Origin of the sequence: Spiroplasma endosymbiont of Monopis laevigella (genome assembly GCF_964019975.1) — a bacterium.
GTDB lineage: Bacteria > Bacillota_I > Bacilli_A > Mycoplasmatales > VBWQ01 > Spiroplasma_E > Spiroplasma_E ixodetis_A.
On the sequence record NZ_OZ026473.1, the window covers coordinates 594,171 to 611,137 of the forward strand.

Sequence of the window (16,967 nt, forward strand, 5' to 3'; positions counted from 1 at the left end):
TATTATACTTGTTGAACCATTTCTTTAGTTGAAGCTAATTCATCATATAGTGTACGAACAAGATTATTTAAGTTTTCAACTTGTAAAAACTTACCACTACGAGCTATTGAAACAGAACCATTAGTTTCACTGACAATAACTGATACTGCATCGGTTTGCTCTGATATTCCAATAGCAGCACGATGACGTGAACCAAATTGACTAGATATTTTTTTATTAGTTAGTGGAAAATAAGTAGAGGCACATTCAATACGACCTAAACGAATAATAACTGCACCATCATGCAATGGTGAACCTTTAATAAAAATAGACTGTAATAGTTGTGAAGTAACTTCACCATCAATTTTTACTCCCAAATCAGTATATTCATTTAATGAAACATTCCTTTCAATAGTAATTAGTGCTCCAATTTTTTCTTCTGCTAATTTAATCACTGCTTCTGCTAAAACACTTGCTAACATTCTCTTTTCTGAAGTTGCTAGTAGTTTCATATGAGATTTATTTCTTGTTGTTCATCAAACTTTTTTACCACGAATAAAAGTATTCATAACTATTAAAATAAGAATTGTCATTAATAAAGAAATGGTTATTCCAAATAAAACCGCTATTTCAGCAATAACTGTTCCAATATCTGCTGAAATTACAGTCGAAATAATATTTAACGGTAATACACTCATATTAAATACCACCATTCCTTTATTTTTTGATTCCACTACTTTAATTATAAAGTAAAAAAATTATTTTTGATATTATTAGTATAACAACTTATCATAACAAAATACTCCTTTTAAATTTATTTTTAATTTAAAGGAGTATTAATATTACTAATAATTTTAGATTTTACCTTATATAAGTTTATAAAATTATTATTTGTTAATTATCTTTATTTACTATAAATTTGGTACAGTGTTATGAACATTATTTTTATTTACTACCGATAATGTTGGTAAATTCTCATTTACTTCTGCTTTTATTAAAAAATCATTATCACTATCTTTACTATTTTCTCTTGAAGATAATTTTTGTTTTAATTGTATTATCATTTTTAATGCATTTGATAGTTTTGCTAATTCCTTTAAAGATAAAAATACTTCTTACAATATTTTTTAAGAAATGAAATTTATTAATCTTTATCAATAAAAATACTATACATTCATTGTCTTTAATCATTTCTTTTCTATATTTTTTTATTTAGTTTTTATCTAATATTTTTTAAATTCTCTTTTCACAACGTAAAAATACTTTACGTTATAATCTACTTTTTAATTATAAATAGTACTTTTAGCAAATTATTTTGTTATATTCTTTGATTTAACTTTATTATTTTTATTTAAATTTATGACTAACACAATTATGCCTGTTTTGTTTTTAAAAATGAATACACACTTAAAGATTATTCTAAACCTACCTTAATTGTTAACCTTTATTATAAATTAATAATATTAGTATATTAAAGTATTCTATAATTAAAATTAACAAATATAATAATTGTAATCTCTTTTCATAAAACTATAAACCAAACGAAACACGATCATAGCAAGATTTGTTTTTTTATTTTGTCGTATCATTTAAATAATATGTATGATATTTTCGTTTTAATTGTTTTAAATTAATTAAATTAAATAAAGTTGAAATACTAAAAATAATCAAAATAATTAATAATGCAGTTATTAATAATCATATAGCCCCTGGAATACCATAAAAAGATTTGTGAATGTTTAAAAAGAAATATTGATAAGCTCAAACCTTTCCTGCTTGTCAACGAAATTCACCACGAATTAACATTATAACTGCTCAAATAACTGGATAAATATAGTACATTCACATACGCTTTTTTCAAAATTCTTTAGTTGTGAAAACACTACCTTGTTCTCTTGGCATAATAAAAAAGTAAATAATCATTATAATTGGAACTACCATATGTTGGACAATATTAGTAAATCATGCATAAAAGGTTTGTAGTTGATTTACTAAAGTTGGTAATAACATAACATTAAAAACAATACCTGTAATAGTAATAAAAGTTGTTACTGCTAAAGTCATATATTGGCCAAATCATTTACTATTAATTCTACCTTCTTGTTCTCAAAAAATAGCAGATGATATTAATCAAATAATAACAAAAACATTAGTTTGAATTGTAAAAAAAGAAAAATAATTTAAAATAAAATCTCCTTTATCTTCAGTAAATCACATTCAATTTCTAGCATCTTTTTTTTGTTGATCAGTTACAGTAATTCCATTAATTAAAGGTGATAATAATCCATATAATAAAACTGCTAGAAAAAATAAACCAAAACCTAATTTAAAATAAAATTTTCAATCCTTAATACAATCATATCAACTTAAATCCATAATATACTTCCCCCTTTGTTTAATTGTAACACTTATTAGTTTTTAATAATTTTTAATACCAAAACTTATTTCAACACTTTTTTTCTTTTAGCACTACTTATAATTTTTACTTTTTATTAATCCAAAAATACAAATTTTGGCTGATTCTGGTTACCAAAATTACAAAAAAATCATAAAAAACATTTTTAACATTTAAAAAGTTTACAAAAAATCTATTGCTTTAAAATTAAAGAAATAGGATTTAAAATAAACTTGATATTAAGTTTATAAAATTATTGTAATATAGTTTTCTATACCATTATATTTTTATACAAATTAACATCGTTAAATGTTTTTAATATTTAATTCTAAACTATCAAATCAAAAACTAATTAATATTATTTTTAATAATATCTGTTATTTCTTTAACAGCAATATCTAAGTCATCGTTAATAACAATATAATCATATTCATGTTGAACTTTAAATTCTTCTTTTGCTTTATTTAACCTTTTCTCAATAATTGCTTCTGACTCACTAGCACGCATACGAATTCTTTGTTCTAATTCTTGATAAGAAGGAGGCATAATAAAAATACTCATAATATCATTGCGATGTTCATAATTTTTTAAAACTTGACTAGCACCATCAACCTCAATTTCTAAAATAACATTATAACCTTGATTTTGCAAATTTAAAACATAACTCTTACTAGTACCATAGTAATTACCAATAAAATTTGTATATTCTAAAAAATCATTACCTTTAACATGATTTAAAAAAGTTGATACATCAACAAAAAAATAATTAATGCCATCTTGTTCTTTATTACGTGGTTTTCTTGTTGTCATCGAAACTGAATATGCTAAATTTAATGATTTATCAGCAAATAATTTAGCAATAATTGCACCCTTACCAACACCACTTGGTCCAGAAAGAATAATTAATTTTCCTTTTTTTTGTGCCATTTAGATTCTACTTTCTACTTTTCATAAAATTGAATTATTTTAATATATATTTTACCGTATTTTTTATTAGATACTACTTTAAAATGGAAATTTAATTGTAAATTTTCAAGTGGTACATTTGTTTCTAAAACAATTAAAGCATTATTAGCAAGTAAATTATTTTTATAAAAGAAATCAATAATTCACTGTTGACAAGTAATATTTACAAACGGTGGATCAATAAAAACAATATCACACTGTTGTACTAGTGTTTTACTAAAAATTTGATAATCCAAATTACTTAATTTAACTTGTTCTTGTAAATTACAAGCAAAACAATTTTGATTAATAATATTACAAGCAGCTTTGTTAATATCATTTGCAAAAGCAAATTTTGCCCCTCGTGATAAACTTTCAAGAATTAAATTACCACTTCCAGCAAATAAATCAACAACAATTTTATCTTCAAAACTACAATAATTTAACATAATATTAAAAATATTTTCTTTAATTCGATTTAATGTTGGCCGTGTTGATAAACCATCTAAAGTAATTATTTTTTTTCCTTTTAATTTTCCAGCAATAATTTTCATGTTTTCTCCAAAATTTAGTTTATAATAACTTTATCATTAAATTTGATAAAAGCAAATTAATTTAATTTATTATTTATTACAAACTGATGAAAGGATCTGCAATGTTAAACAAATTACAAAACGAAGTACCATCAGCATCTTGAATTACTGAAGATACAAAAGCTAGTTTATTAAAACCTTGTGCTGATGTTATTTTACCCTTAACACCTAAAGATGAAAATATTATGAAACGTATGATTGATTGAGTAAAAGCATCACAAGATAAAGAATTTAATGCTAACAACATTTTAACCGAAGCTATTGGTATTGCTGCACCACAAATTGGAGAAAATATAAAAATGTATTATATTTTATTACCAATTCCTGATAAAAATGAAAAGATTATTTACTATGAACATGCATTAATAAATCCAAAAATCATTGGTAAAAGCGAACAAATAGCTTATTTAAAAAAAGGTGAAGGTTGTTTAAGTGTAACTAATCACCCTCATGAAGGTTTAGTTCCACGTAGTTATAAAATCAACGTTACAGGTTATGACTATTTAAAAAAGAAAAAAGTAACTTTAACTGTTAGAGGTTATGAAGCAATTGTTTTTCAACATGAGCAAGACCATTTAGAAGGAAAACTCTTTTATCATCACATTAATAAGTATAATCCTTGACTTAATGATGATAAATGGATTATGATATAAGGTAGAATGATAAACTTAAGTTTTTAAATTGTTTTATTATAGTTAAATATAATATACCAAATAAGTAATAAGTAAAAACATGATTAAATTCATTACATTTTTTTATGTTATGTTTTATGTTATTTTCTTATAATTTTAAAATGAATGAAGGAGAAAAAATATGAGTGATACATCGACAAAAAATACTATACCAGTTAAAAAGTTCGTCACGAAAATCTTTGCGCTTGGTGGGCTAGAAGAAGTTGGAAAAAATACTTATGTAATTGAACAAGATAATGAAATTATTATTATTGATGCTGGAGTAAAATTTGCTGATGCTTCTATGCCAGGAATTGAAGCAGTAATTCCTGATTATATCTACCTAAAAGAAAATAAACATAAAATTAAAGGAATATTTATTACTCATGGTCATGAAGATCATATTGGTGGTATACCATACTTATTGAAAGAAATTAGTGATATTCCGGCTATCTACGCTCCTAATTTAGCAGCAGCTTTAATTCGTCATAAAATTAAAGACAAAGGGATAAAATCAAAAATAAAAATAAATATTGTTGATGGTAATAGTAAAATTAAAACTAACAGATTTATTATTAGTTTCTTTGCTGTTAATCATTCAATTCCTGATGCATATGGAATTTGTGTAGAAAATTCAAATGGAACTGTTGTAACAACAGGTGATTATAAATTCGATTGAACACCTTTAGGTCATAAAGCAGATATTGATAAAATGGCACAAATGGGTCAAAAAGGAGTAACATTATTTTTAGCAGATTCAACCAATGCTGAAGTACCCGGTTATACAATGACAGAAATGCTTGTTGTTAAAAGAATTAGTGAAATATTTGCTAAAGCGAAGGGCAGAATTTTAATTTCTACTTTTGCTTCTAATGTACACCGTTTACAACAAATTATTGAAGTTGCAACAAAACATAATAGAAAAGTTATTGTTGTTGGAAGAAGTTTAGAAAGAATAGTTAATGTTATTCGTCAAATGGGACATTTAAAAGTTCGCGATAGTTCATTTATTAAAGCAGAAGAAGCTAAAAAATATGATAATAATCAAATTGTTATTATTTGTACGGGTTCCCAAGGTGAACCAATGGCAGCATTATCAAGAATTGCTAATCGCGAACATCGTCAAATAAAAATTATACCCGGTGATACAGTAATATTCTCTTCATCGGCAATTCCTGGTAACCGTGCTGACGTTGAAAGAGTAGTTAATAAACTAACACGACTTAGTGCGATTGTTGAAGAAAATTCACCATTAAATTGATTACATACTTCTGGTCATGCTTCACAAGAAGAACAAAAACTAATGTTAAATTTAATTAAACCATCATACTTTATGCCAATGCATGGTGATTATAGAATGTTAAAAGTTCATAAAGAAACAGCTGTATCAATTGGAATCCCTGAAGAAAATATATTTATTTGTGCTAACGGTGATCCAATTATTATGGATAATGGTAAATGTTCTTTAAGTGATAAACGCATTGCTGCTGATCCTATTTATGTTGATGGTGGTAAAGATATGTCAGGAGTAACAACTGCTGCAGTAATCCGTGATAGACAAATTCTTTCTAAAGATGGTTTAATTGCAATTGTTGTTTCTATTGATTCACAAAATAATAAATTATTAGCACCACCAACGTTTATTTCTCGCGGTTCTTTCTATGTTCGCGATGCAGCACCTTTAGTATCTGAAGCAATATCATTATTAACAAAATCTATTAATGAAGTATTAAAAAGCGAAAGACCTACTTTTGCCACAATAAAAAATGCTATCAAATCAACATTAGCACCTTATATATTTAAAAAGAAAAGAAGAAACCCTTTAATTATTCCTGTTATATTAAATAAAAAATAGTTTTAAAAACTATTTTTTATTTTTTTGATATATTTTATTAAAATAATTAGCATTGAGTATGATGTTATTATTAAGGGTTAACTATTAATTCTTCTCCTACAAAAATCATAACTTCACCGATTTTAAATCTAACTGTAATTTTATCAGTGGCTATAAAATTACCTGTTGATTTATCATTTTTTGTTACTAATAATTTTAGTGAACCTTTATTTAATAATTTTTGGATTCCAAAGATTGTTTTAACATTATCTTTAGAATTATCTAACATTGAAGTCAAATCACTCTTAATTTGAAATTTACTTACTGATTGGCCTACTTTAAATTCACTTTGAAAATTACTATTAAAATCTGTTTTTTAATTGGAAAAATATCATGATTAATTACTCCATTTGGACTTGTTTTTGTAACTACTTTATATTTATCAGTTTTTGTAACACCATTTGTAAACATTATATTATATGAACCTTTTACAATATAAAAATCATTTTTCTGTGTTACTGGATTTAAATCAACATTAATATTTGAAATAATAGTAGTTACATTATTTAATTCTGTTTCATTAAAAATAGCATCTTCTAATTTTGTGCCACTATCAATTTTAATATTTAAAACATTTTTTAAAAATTGAAAACTTTCTTCATCTTTAGCTTTTTTATCATTTTTAATCAAATTTATTACCTTAATATTAGTTGTATTGATTTTTCAAGTTACTTGTGATTTATCATTTTCATCAATATTAATAGTAGGCATTAATAATCCTTCACCAGTAGCATTAGTCAATTTTAAACCTTGTGAAACTTTTGCATTTAATAAATTTTCTTCCAAATCTTGATTATCACATGCAATAACTGAGATTGTGCTAACTGTAGTTAAAGCAACTGCCGACATTAATCTTAATACCGATTTTATAATATTCATATTTTTCTCCTCAATCTTTAAATCTTTTTTACTATACCTATTATATATAATTTTTGTTATATTACATTAATTATTATTTTATTATGATTTGAGTGTTTACTTAAAATTTAATCTGTATAATTAAATGAAAATTACCTTTATATTTGTAAAGTTTGTTTATTATTAATTGTTAAAAAAGTATTATCATCTTCAATTAAATTTATGTTATTTTTAAAATAATCAAAAGCATCAATAGCAACTTCATCTACATCATAATAATAATTTATAATGTTAAATCTATTTTTATTAGCATTTTTATCTTTTTTATTTAAAGGTTTAATAAAACAAGATTCTTTTCTTGATAATAAATCAATATTTTTTTCTAAAAATATTTTATCTTCTTCATTTATTTGAACTTTTGATTTAATTGCTAAAGCATTTTCTTTTTTTAGTAACATACAAGCATGATTTCATGCCGAATTCCCCGAACTATCTTTATAATCAATATCAACCGGTCATTTTGTTACTAAATAAGTTACTAATTTTTGTCAATCATTTAATACTGCTATATGCAATAATGAATAATTTTCCTCTTCAAATTTTAGACTATTAATAAATTCTTTTTTAAAAAAAAGATTTAGTTGTCCATCAATATTTTTGGTTTTTTTATTAATATAATCTTCATAATTTTGCAATATTTTAATAAATTTTCTTTCTATTTTTTTTGAATAAATTCTTTCTTTATTTTTAATAAAAATAATATTCATTTTATTTATCATTTTTTTAACATTTAATAAATTTTCTCTTTTTAAACTATTTACTTCAATAATTATCTTTTTTATCTGTCAATGATTATATTTGGTTGCAAATAATAAAGCAGTATTGCCATTTACATCTACATCATCAATATTAGCATTATGTGCTAATAAAGTTTTAACTATATCCAAATGTCCATTTTTAGCAGCTCACATTAAAGCATTGCAACCTTTTTCGTTTATAAAATTAACATTTGCACTATTTATTAATAAAGTTTTAACTATATCCAAATGTCCATTTTTAGCAGCAACAATTAAAGCGGTTTCTTCAATTATATTTTCATGATTAACATTAGCGCCATTTTTGATTAAAGTATTAACTACATCTAAATGACCTCTACCAGCTGCAGCAATTAAAGCACTCAAACCATCAATAGTTACATGATTAACATTAGCGCCATTTTTGATTAAAGTATTAACTACATCTAAATGACCTCTACCAGCTGCAGCAATTAAAGCAGTATAACCACAAATTTTTGTTATAGAATAAACATTTGCACCTTTATTTAATAACAAATTAACTACTTCTAAATGACCATTCATCGCAGCCCACATTAAAGGCGTATCACCATTTTCATTTATACAATTAACATTAGCTCCCAATTCTAATAAAGTTCTGACTATTTCTAAATGACCATTCATCGCAGCCCACATTAAAGGCGTATAACCAAACATATTTTTTCTATTAACATTAGGATAATTTGTTAATAAGGCATTAGCTATTTCTAAATAATTAGATTTAATTGCTAATATTAAAGCAGTATTACCATTTATAGAGACATGATTAATATTAGCACCATTTGCTAGTAAATCATTAACTATTTCTGTATATCCATTTTTAGCAGCCACTAACAAAGCAGTTTCGCCATATCGATTTTCATGATTAACATTAACATTAAGTGTTAATAAAGTTTTAACTATTTCCAAATTTCCATTTTCAGTACTTAAAATTAAAGCAGTATTACCAAATTGATCCTCACAACTAACATTAGCATTATGTTCTAATAACAGATTAACTATTTTTGTATATTTTTTTTTAGCAGCTAAGATTAAAGCAGTATTACCATTTACAGATATGTAATTAATATTAGCATTATGTTCTAATAAAACATTAACTATTTCTAGATAACCTTTTTCAGCGGCCCACATTAAAGGCGTATAACCAGTTCTATCAATATAATCAATATTAATATCATATTTTAATATTTTATTAACTACATCTAACTTTTTATTTTTAATAGCATCTATCATTTTTGCTTCTTTGTTATTAATATTTATATTTATTCCAAATATTTCTCTAACTCACTCAAACATATTCTTTTCCTTTCATTGTTTTTTTAAAAACAATGTATTTAAAATATTATTTTTTAAAATTTACCTTCATTATATATTTTTTTCTCCATTTTACAATGTTTAATACCAGCGTCCAAAAATATTTCAGAACAAACTTTATAACCCAAATTTTTATAAAAATTTAGTGCTTGAATTTGGGCATAAAGAGATATAACTTTAAATTGATTTTTAATTGCAACTTTTTCCATAAATTCCGGAAATGTTTAGTAATCTGTGTAACTTACAAAAATAACTATGTTTAATTAATTCTAGTAAATATAATTAAATGACTAGAAAGAGTGAGTTACAGATGGCTAAAAAAGATAACTTTAATAATAATGATCCAATATCAAAAGCAGTAGATTTATTACTAGAAAATACTGAAGATTTAACAACAGTTTTTAAACCTAGCGGTTTATATAAAGAATTAACAAAAAGATTAGTTGAAAAAATGTTGAATTCTGAAATGCAAAATTATTTAGGATATGAAAAAAATCAACATAGTACTACTGAAAATGCTCGTAATGGTACAAGTTCAAAAAAATTAATAACTCAACAAGGTAAAATTGAAATTGATGTACCAAGAGATCGCAATAGTAATTTTACTCCTGTAATAGTTCCTAAAAGGCAAAGAAGATTTGATGGTTTTGATCAACAAGTTCTTTCCTTGTATGCAAAAGGAATGACATTATCTGACATTAGAATGCAGTTGCAAGAGTTATATCATGGTGCTGATATTAGTGAAAGTGTTATTAGTCAAATTACTGATGATGTTATTGATGATGTTAAAGCATGACAAAATCGACCATTAGAAAGTATTTATCCTATTGTTTATTTTGATTGTATAGTAGTTAAAGTACGACAAGATAAACGGATTATTAACAAATCAGTTTATATAGCATTAGGAGTTGATTTAGAAGGCAAAAAAGATGTTTTAGGATTATGAATTAGTGAAAATGAAGGTTCTAAGTTTTGATTATCTAATTTCACAGAAATGAAAAATCGTGGCTTAAATGATATTCTTATTGCTTGTAGTGATAATTTAACAGGCATGTCAGAAGCAATACAATCAGTTTATCCTAAAACAGAACATCAATTATGCATTGTTCATCAAATTAGAAATAGTTTAAAATATGTTTCATACAAACATCGAAAAGGTCTAGTTGCAGATTTAAAACCAATTTATAGTGCATGTAGTGAAGAACAAGCAATGCAAGCTTTAGAATCGTTTGAAAGTAAATGAAATAAACAATATCCTCAAATTACTAAATCTTGATATAAAAATTGAGATAATTTAATGGTTTTTATTAGTTATCCAGTAGAAATCAAAAGAGTGATTTATACTACAAATGCTATTGAATCTGTTAATAGTCAATTACGAAAAATCATCAGAAATAAAAAAGTTTTTCCTAATGATATGGCAGTTTTCAAAATATTTTACTTGGCAATTGAAAATATAACAAAAAAATGAACATTGCCTATTCAAAATTGAAATACAGCAATTGCTCATTTTATGATAAAATTTGAAGACAGAATTAATCTAAATTAGTAACTTTGTAAAACAAAGATACACAGATTATTAAAAAGCCTCTCAAGACCATTAAAATTAGTAATTATTTCTTGCGCTAAAAATAATACATTTTTTTCTTTAGTTCCTGTTCGCAAAATAATTGCTAATAATTCATTATCACTAAGAGCGTCAAAGCCATATTTAATGGCTTTTTCTCTTGGTTTTTTTGTATTATTAAGTTCTTTAAAATTCATAAAAAGGCGGTATTAAATGTGTTAATTTTTCTTGAAATTTATTAAATTCATCTTTAATTTTTGCTAAATCTTTACTATCATCTTTAGAACTGTCTCATTTACTTTCAATACCACCTGGTAACTTAATACTTCCTGAAACACTATTTCATAAATTTTTAATAACAGGAATTGCTATCCCCGCTAACACGGCACCCATTAAAAATTGAGCAAAACGACCACTAACTGCCTGACACTCTTGATCAGTCATTGGTTCTAAATCTTCTAAAATCATATTTATCAACCCCCTAAAACTTATTTTTATTTAAAAAATAGTTTTTTCCTTTTTAAATTTTATAAGTTTAAAAAAAAGTAATAGGATTTTCTAAATTATATTTAAAAACTTTAACTTTTGTTGATAATTTTTCAATAAGTAATTGAAAAAGAAAATCAACAAATTTTTGTTCCATATAATGACCAACCAAAATAACATTAATTTTTCTATCTTTAGCTTCCATAATATAGTTTCATTTCATTTCTCCAGTAATTAATAAATCAATATTGTTAGATAAATTACTAATAATATCACCACCAGCACCAGCAGATAAAGCAACAGTCACTATATTGTTATCACTCAATTTATTATTAACCAATTGTATATTTGCAACATTAAAATATTTTTTTAAGTTATTAATCAATTCTTTTAATGGCATTTGTCTATCAAATTTACCAACTATTGCCAACTTTTCTTCATTAATAAAATGAATATTTTTAATTTTTAATTCTTTAGCCATCAACATATTCATACCTACTAATGATATATCAAAATTAGTATGTAATGAATATACATTAATATCTGCTATTAGTATTTTACTATATAATTCTTTTTTTCAATTTGAAATATTAGATTGATTAATATCTTTAGCAAAAACTAATGGATGATGAGAAATTATTAAATCAATATTATTATTAATGGCCTCAGTTAAAACTTCATTAGTAACATCTAAACAAACTAAAATTTTATTAATATTGGTTTTTGTTTTTGATTTAATTTGTATTCCTGAAAAATCTCATTCACAAACATCTTTTAAAGGAAAATATGTTTCTAAAACATTAATTATATTATTGATAGTTAACATGTTAACTATTATCCTTTATAAAATTCTTTAATATGTTTATATTTAGACGGATGTTTTAATTTTCTAATTGCCTTTGCTTCTATTTGTCTAATTCTTTCTCTTGTAACAATAAATTCTTTACCAACTTCTTCTAGAGTTTTTGGAGAATCGTACTTAGTAATATGACGATGAACAACCTTATCACTTAACAATTCTGTTTTATCTAAACTAGTATCATAGTGTAACTGTAAATTATTAACTACTGTTTTTAATTCAGTAATTTCTTTTTCATCTTCACAAAGTTCTAATAATCTTCTTAATTTTGTTGGTAAAATTCCAAAACGCATTCTAATAACTTTTTCTTCTCGTTTTGTTAATACTTCAGCAAAAACACGATCCAATTGTTCTCTTAATCAATGTCTTTCAGCATATTCATCGGGAGATAGCATATTTTTATCTTTAATAAAATCACCGAAATGTGTATCATCTTCTTCACCAATTGGTTTTTCTAAAGATACTGGTTCAATAGCAAGTTTTTTAATTTCACGAACACGATCGGCTGTCATGTTTTGTCCCATTTTATTGGCAATTTCCTCATGAGTAGGATCACGACCTAATTCTTGTGTTAAGTTTCTTTCAATTCTTGTTAACTTATTAATTCTTTCAACCATATGAACAGGTACACGAACCATTTTACCTTGATCAGCTAAACTTCGTGTAATTGATTGTCTAATTCATCAAGTAGCATAAGTTGAAAATTTAAAACCACGGCGATAATCAAATTTATCAACTGCTTTAATAAGACCAATATTACCTTCTTCAATTAAATCAGCAAAATCTAAACCACGATTTAAATGTTTTCTAGCAACAGAAACTACTAATTTTAAATTTGATTTAATTAATTGCTCACGACCATATGTTCTTTCCTCAACATCTTTTGATTCTAACATTTTAGCATATTTAATTTCCTCACTTTGACTCAATATTTGACTTGTTCCCAAAATATTAAAATAAGACTTAATTCCATCTTTTCTTCTTGTATCATTAGAGATCCCCATTGTATTTTTAAAACTCAAATCACTAACTAAAATATCAATATCTAAATCATCAGGTAATTGTTCATCATCAATATCGGGAAAATTAGCATCATCTTCAACTTCATCCATCAAAATATCAGTAAAGACTACTCCTTCTTTTTCTAACCGATCAAAAATTTCCTCAATCGTATCATCATCTAATTTTAAATGTGCAAACTCTTTAATGACATCTTCTTGTTTTAATTCTTTTGTTTGACTCTTTTCTAATTTTTTAATTAAATTACTTTCTACTTCCTCTAAAGTTAAAAGTTTTTTCAATTTCGTTTTTTGTTGTATAGCAGCCATATTTTCACCTTATCCTTAATTTATCATCATACTTATTTTTTCTTTATTTTATTTTTTAATACTGATATTTCTTTTAATAACAATATTTGTTTTTCAATATTTTTTTCAGATTTCAATTTATCATTGATCATTTTTATTTCATAATCAATTAGTTGATTATTAATAATTTTTAAGTAATCATTAATAATTTGAGGTTTTAAATCAAACTTTTTATTTTTATACTTATCAAGAAGTTTTTCTAAAATATTTAAAAGTGAATTACCTTTAAGTTCTTCTAAAATTAAATCAAAATTAATTGCTTCTATTTGATTATTTTGATATTTTTGACTAATTAAAAAGTATAAATTCATAAAATCTTGATTTGGAAAAATAAATTTTTCTTTTTCTAAAATTAAATAAACATTTCTTGATAACATTACTAAAAAAATAAGTTGTTCTTGTGCTTCAAAAAAAATATTTTTTACTTCTATTTTAGATTTATTTTTGATACTAAAAGTTGTAGTTACTAAATTATTATCAATATTTAAAATTTGTATTAAGTCTTCAGTGGATAAATTAGTTATTTTTGCTAACATATTTAAATAAAACTTTTGAGTAATAACATCATTGATTTTTGTTCAAATTGGAACTAATGATTTTAAAAATTCATTAAGTTCATAACTATCTTTTTTAATGTTATATTTAGTTAATGATAAATTAATTGCAAATTCAAAAGGATGAATAGTTTTTTTTATTATTTCATAAAATTTTTGAGGAAATTTATTTATTAATTCATCAGGATCAAATTTAGTATCATTATTGATAATTTGTACTTTAAAATTATTTGATAATAAAACACTAGCTATTTTTAAAGATGCTATTTTTCCTGGTAAATCACCATCTAAAAAAATAATAATATTAGTAGTAATTTTTTTTAAAAGTAAAATATGTTCTTTTGTTAAATTTGTTCCCATTAAAGCAACAACATTTTTAATATTTTGATTATTTAGAGCAATAACATCCATAAAACCTTCAGTCAAATAAATAACTTCATTTTTTTTAATATAATTTCTAACATTATTAAAGTTATATAAAATTTTACTTTTCTTAAAAAAATCTGTTTCTGGACTATTAATATATTTATAACTTTTATCTTCTCTATTATAATTTCTTGCAGAAAAACCAACACAGTCTCCATCTTCATCTTTAATAGCAAACATAATTCGATTTGAAAAGGTAGGAAGAAGTTGATCCTTATTATTAATTTTCATAAGTCCTAATTTTACAAATTCAATATTATCTTTATAACCTTGTGCATTAAGATAATCTATTAATTCATTATTAATAGGTGCATAACCAATATTAAAATATTTAATATTTTCAGTAGTAATATTACGATTTCGTAAATATTTCATTACTTCTTGACCAATATCAGTTAGTAACTGATAACTAAAAAAATTCATTGCAATATTATTTAAAATTTTTAGTGGATTTTTTTTAGTTTCAACATTAAATTCAGATAAATTAATATCAAACTCTTTTAAATTTAAATTAATATTATCTGCTGCTTCTTTAAGAGCATTAATAAAATTAATATTTTTATATTTTTGTAAAAAAATAAAAACATTTCCTTGTTCACCACAAGAAAAACATTTATAAATTTGTTTTTCTTGTGAAATTGATAATGAAGGAGTAGAGTCTTCATGAAAAGGACAGATAGCTCAAAAATTATTGCCTTTACGGATCAAATTTAAATATTTACCCATAACTTCGACAATATTAATTTTTGCTTTAACTTCATTAATTTTTTTATTAAACTCGATATCCATATTTTTTCACACAATTCTAACAAATAATGTCTAATTTGTCATATAAATATTCTTTAAGTTGATCAACTTTAACTATAACTTGATTTGTAGTATCACGATCTCTAATTGTAACAGTACCTTTAGTTTTTGTGTCATAATCAATTGTTACACAATACATAGTACCAATACCATCTTGATAACGATAAGATTTACCAACACTTGATGATGCTTCATAAATTACTCTTAATTGTGTTTTATTTAACATTTCAAAAATTTCATATGCCTCTTTACCTAATTTTGTTTTATTTAAAGACATAACAGCTACTTGATAAGGGCAAATACTCTTATTTAATTTTAACACTAACCGTTCTTTATCGTCTTTTAAAACTTCTTTTGTAAATGCTTCACAAACTAAAGCTAATAAAAGCCTTTCAACACCAATTGAAGGTTCAATAACTGAAGGAATAACCATTCTTTTTACTGTAACATTAGGATCTTGAATCTCAAAATTTACACCAGAATTCTCACTATGTTTTGTTAAATCATAATTCCCACGATTAGCTATACCACATAATTCACTCATACCAAAAGGAAAATTATATTCAATATCAGTAGTTGCTAATGCATAATGTGCTAGTTGATTTTGTTCATGATTTTTAAATTTTATATTTTTTGAATTCAATAAACCTACTAGAGAGAGAAATTCTTTACATTGATCAACTCAATAATTAAATCAAGTATTATCATTTTTATCCTTTGGAATAAAGAAAAATTATAATTCCATTTGTTCAAATTCTCTAGTACGAAAAATAAAATTACCAGGAGTTATCTCATTTCTAAAGCTTTTACCAATTTGACCAATACCAAATGGTACTTTTTTATTACAACTATTTCTTACATTATTAAAATTTATAAATATTCCTTGTGCGGTCTCAGGTCTTAAATAAATTTTATTTTTATCTTCTTTTAAAACACCTTGATATGTTTCAAACATTAATTGAAATTGTCTAACTTTAGTTCAATCTTCATTATTGCATTTAATACATTTAATATGATTTTGATTAATATATGTTTCTAATTTTTCATTACTTCAATTATCACAATTAATACTAGGAAAATAATGATTAATTAAATTATCAACTCGAAAGCGAGACTTACATTTTTTACAATCAATTAATGGATCACTAAAATTACTCAAATGCCCTGAAGCTTCTCAAACTTTAGATTTCATAATAATTGAACTATCTAGCCCAACATTGTATGGATTTTTTTCGACAAAAAAAACTCATCAACTTTTCTTAATATTATTTTTAAGTGCTACACCAAGCGGACCATAATCTCAACTATTAGCAAGACCTGAATAAATTTCTGATCCTTGAAAAATAAAACCATTTTCTTTTAAATGAGTAATTATTTCCTTCATTGACTTATCATTGATAATTTTATTAATCATTGCCC

At 24.0% G+C, this 16,967-nt stretch carries 17 protein-coding genes and 1 pseudogene; 3 read left to right on the top strand and 15 right to left on the bottom strand.

Annotated features, from left to right (window positions below; genetic code table 4):
* Positions 1-2: 2 nt before the first annotated feature.
* From AACK94_RS03330 to AACK94_RS03350, 5 genes are all read right to left on the bottom strand, one after another.
* Positions 3-677, bottom strand: a complete 675-nt coding sequence (locus AACK94_RS03330) for a diadenylate cyclase (RefSeq protein WP_252320291.1) — start codon at positions 675-677, stop codon at positions 3-5.
* Positions 678-890: 213 nt separating this feature from the next.
* Positions 891-1,043, bottom strand: coding sequence for a hypothetical protein (locus tag AACK94_RS03335; RefSeq protein WP_338976226.1), 153 nt, complete (start codon positions 1,041-1,043; stop codon positions 891-893).
* A gap of 508 nt (positions 1,044-1,551) precedes the next feature.
* The gene (locus tag AACK94_RS03340) at positions 1,552-2,355 is read right to left on the bottom strand and encodes a Pr6Pr family membrane protein (RefSeq protein ID WP_338976228.1); all 804 of its coding nucleotides are present in this window, start codon (positions 2,353-2,355) and stop codon (positions 1,552-1,554) included.
* A gap of 367 nt (positions 2,356-2,722) precedes the next feature.
* Positions 2,723-3,301: a guanylate kinase gene (gmk, locus tag AACK94_RS03345; protein WP_338957663.1), complete on the bottom strand. Its 579-nt coding sequence runs from the start codon at positions 3,299-3,301 to the stop codon at positions 2,723-2,725.
* A 14-nt stretch (positions 3,302-3,315) separates the two neighbouring features.
* Positions 3,316-3,873 carry an RsmD family RNA methyltransferase gene (locus tag AACK94_RS03350; RefSeq protein WP_338976230.1) on the bottom strand — a complete coding sequence of 186 codons (558 nt, stop codon included), beginning with the start codon at positions 3,871-3,873 and terminating at the stop codon, positions 3,316-3,318.
* Between the two features lie 101 nt (positions 3,874-3,974).
* Between AACK94_RS03350 and def the strand changes: the two genes are divergently transcribed.
* Both def and AACK94_RS03360 read left to right on the top strand, forming a co-directional pair.
* On the top strand, positions 3,975-4,565 hold the full coding sequence (def, locus tag AACK94_RS03355) for a peptide deformylase (protein ID WP_338976232.1): 591 nt from the start codon (positions 3,975-3,977) through the stop codon (positions 4,563-4,565).
* A 160-nt stretch (positions 4,566-4,725) separates the two neighbouring features.
* The gene (locus AACK94_RS03360; RefSeq protein WP_338976235.1) at positions 4,726-6,438 is read left to right on the top strand and encodes a ribonuclease J; all 1,713 of its coding nucleotides are present in this window, start codon (positions 4,726-4,728) and stop codon (positions 6,436-6,438) included.
* A 70-nt stretch (positions 6,439-6,508) separates the two neighbouring features.
* Here AACK94_RS03360 and AACK94_RS03365 read toward each other — a convergent pair whose 3' ends face one another.
* The 4 genes from AACK94_RS03365 to AACK94_RS07455 form a co-directional block, all read right to left on the bottom strand.
* Positions 6,509-6,706, bottom strand: a complete 198-nt coding sequence (locus AACK94_RS03365) for a hypothetical protein (RefSeq protein WP_338976236.1) — start codon at positions 6,704-6,706, stop codon at positions 6,509-6,511.
* Positions 6,707-6,750: 44 nt separating this feature from the next.
* Positions 6,751-7,356, bottom strand: coding sequence for a hypothetical protein (locus tag AACK94_RS03370; protein ID WP_338976238.1), 606 nt, complete (start codon positions 7,354-7,356; stop codon positions 6,751-6,753).
* A 137-nt stretch (positions 7,357-7,493) separates the two neighbouring features.
* On the bottom strand, positions 7,494-9,464 hold the full coding sequence (locus tag AACK94_RS03375) for an ankyrin repeat domain-containing protein (protein WP_338976239.1): 1,971 nt from the start codon (positions 9,462-9,464) through the stop codon (positions 7,494-7,496).
* 53 nt (positions 9,465-9,517) lie between these two features.
* A complete protein-coding gene (locus AACK94_RS07455) occupies positions 9,518-9,691 on the bottom strand; it encodes a GNAT family N-acetyltransferase (protein WP_422397396.1) in 174 nt (57 codons plus the stop codon).
* A gap of 101 nt (positions 9,692-9,792) precedes the next feature.
* Between AACK94_RS07455 and AACK94_RS03380 the strand changes: the two genes are divergently transcribed.
* The gene (locus AACK94_RS03380) at positions 9,793-11,031 is read left to right on the top strand and encodes an IS256 family transposase (RefSeq protein WP_338975571.1); all 1,239 of its coding nucleotides are present in this window, start codon (positions 9,793-9,795) and stop codon (positions 11,029-11,031) included.
* On the opposite strand, the gene AACK94_RS03385 is transcribed toward AACK94_RS03380, so the two are convergent.
* From AACK94_RS03385 to AACK94_RS07460, 6 genes and pseudogenes are all read right to left on the bottom strand, one after another.
* The gene (locus AACK94_RS03385) at positions 11,028-11,246 is read right to left on the bottom strand and encodes a UPF0758 domain-containing protein (RefSeq protein WP_338976240.1); all 219 of its coding nucleotides are present in this window, start codon (positions 11,244-11,246) and stop codon (positions 11,028-11,030) included. The two genes, AACK94_RS03380 and AACK94_RS03385, sit on opposite strands and share 4 nt — an antisense overlap.
* Entirely contained in the window at positions 11,236-11,517 is a 282-nt protein-coding gene (locus AACK94_RS03390; protein ID WP_338976241.1) for a hypothetical protein, read from the bottom strand. Before AACK94_RS03390 ends, AACK94_RS03385 begins: the two co-directional genes overlap by 11 nt.
* Before the next feature lie 67 nt (positions 11,518-11,584).
* A complete protein-coding gene (locus tag AACK94_RS03395; RefSeq protein ID WP_338976242.1) occupies positions 11,585-12,361 on the bottom strand; it encodes a Nif3-like dinuclear metal center hexameric protein in 777 nt (258 codons plus the stop codon).
* An 8-nt stretch (positions 12,362-12,369) separates the two neighbouring features.
* Complete coding sequence (locus AACK94_RS03400) at positions 12,370-13,722, bottom strand: sigma-70 family RNA polymerase sigma factor (protein ID WP_338976244.1); 1,353 nt, start codon at positions 13,720-13,722, stop codon at positions 12,370-12,372.
* Between the two features lie 32 nt (positions 13,723-13,754).
* On the bottom strand, positions 13,755-15,530 hold the full coding sequence (gene dnaG / locus AACK94_RS03405) for a DNA primase (RefSeq protein WP_338976246.1): 1,776 nt from the start codon (positions 15,528-15,530) through the stop codon (positions 13,755-13,757).
* Between the two features lie 16 nt (positions 15,531-15,546).
* Positions 15,547-16,950, bottom strand: a pseudogene (locus AACK94_RS07460) (glycine--tRNA ligase).
* Between the last annotated feature and the right edge of the window lie 17 nt (positions 16,951-16,967).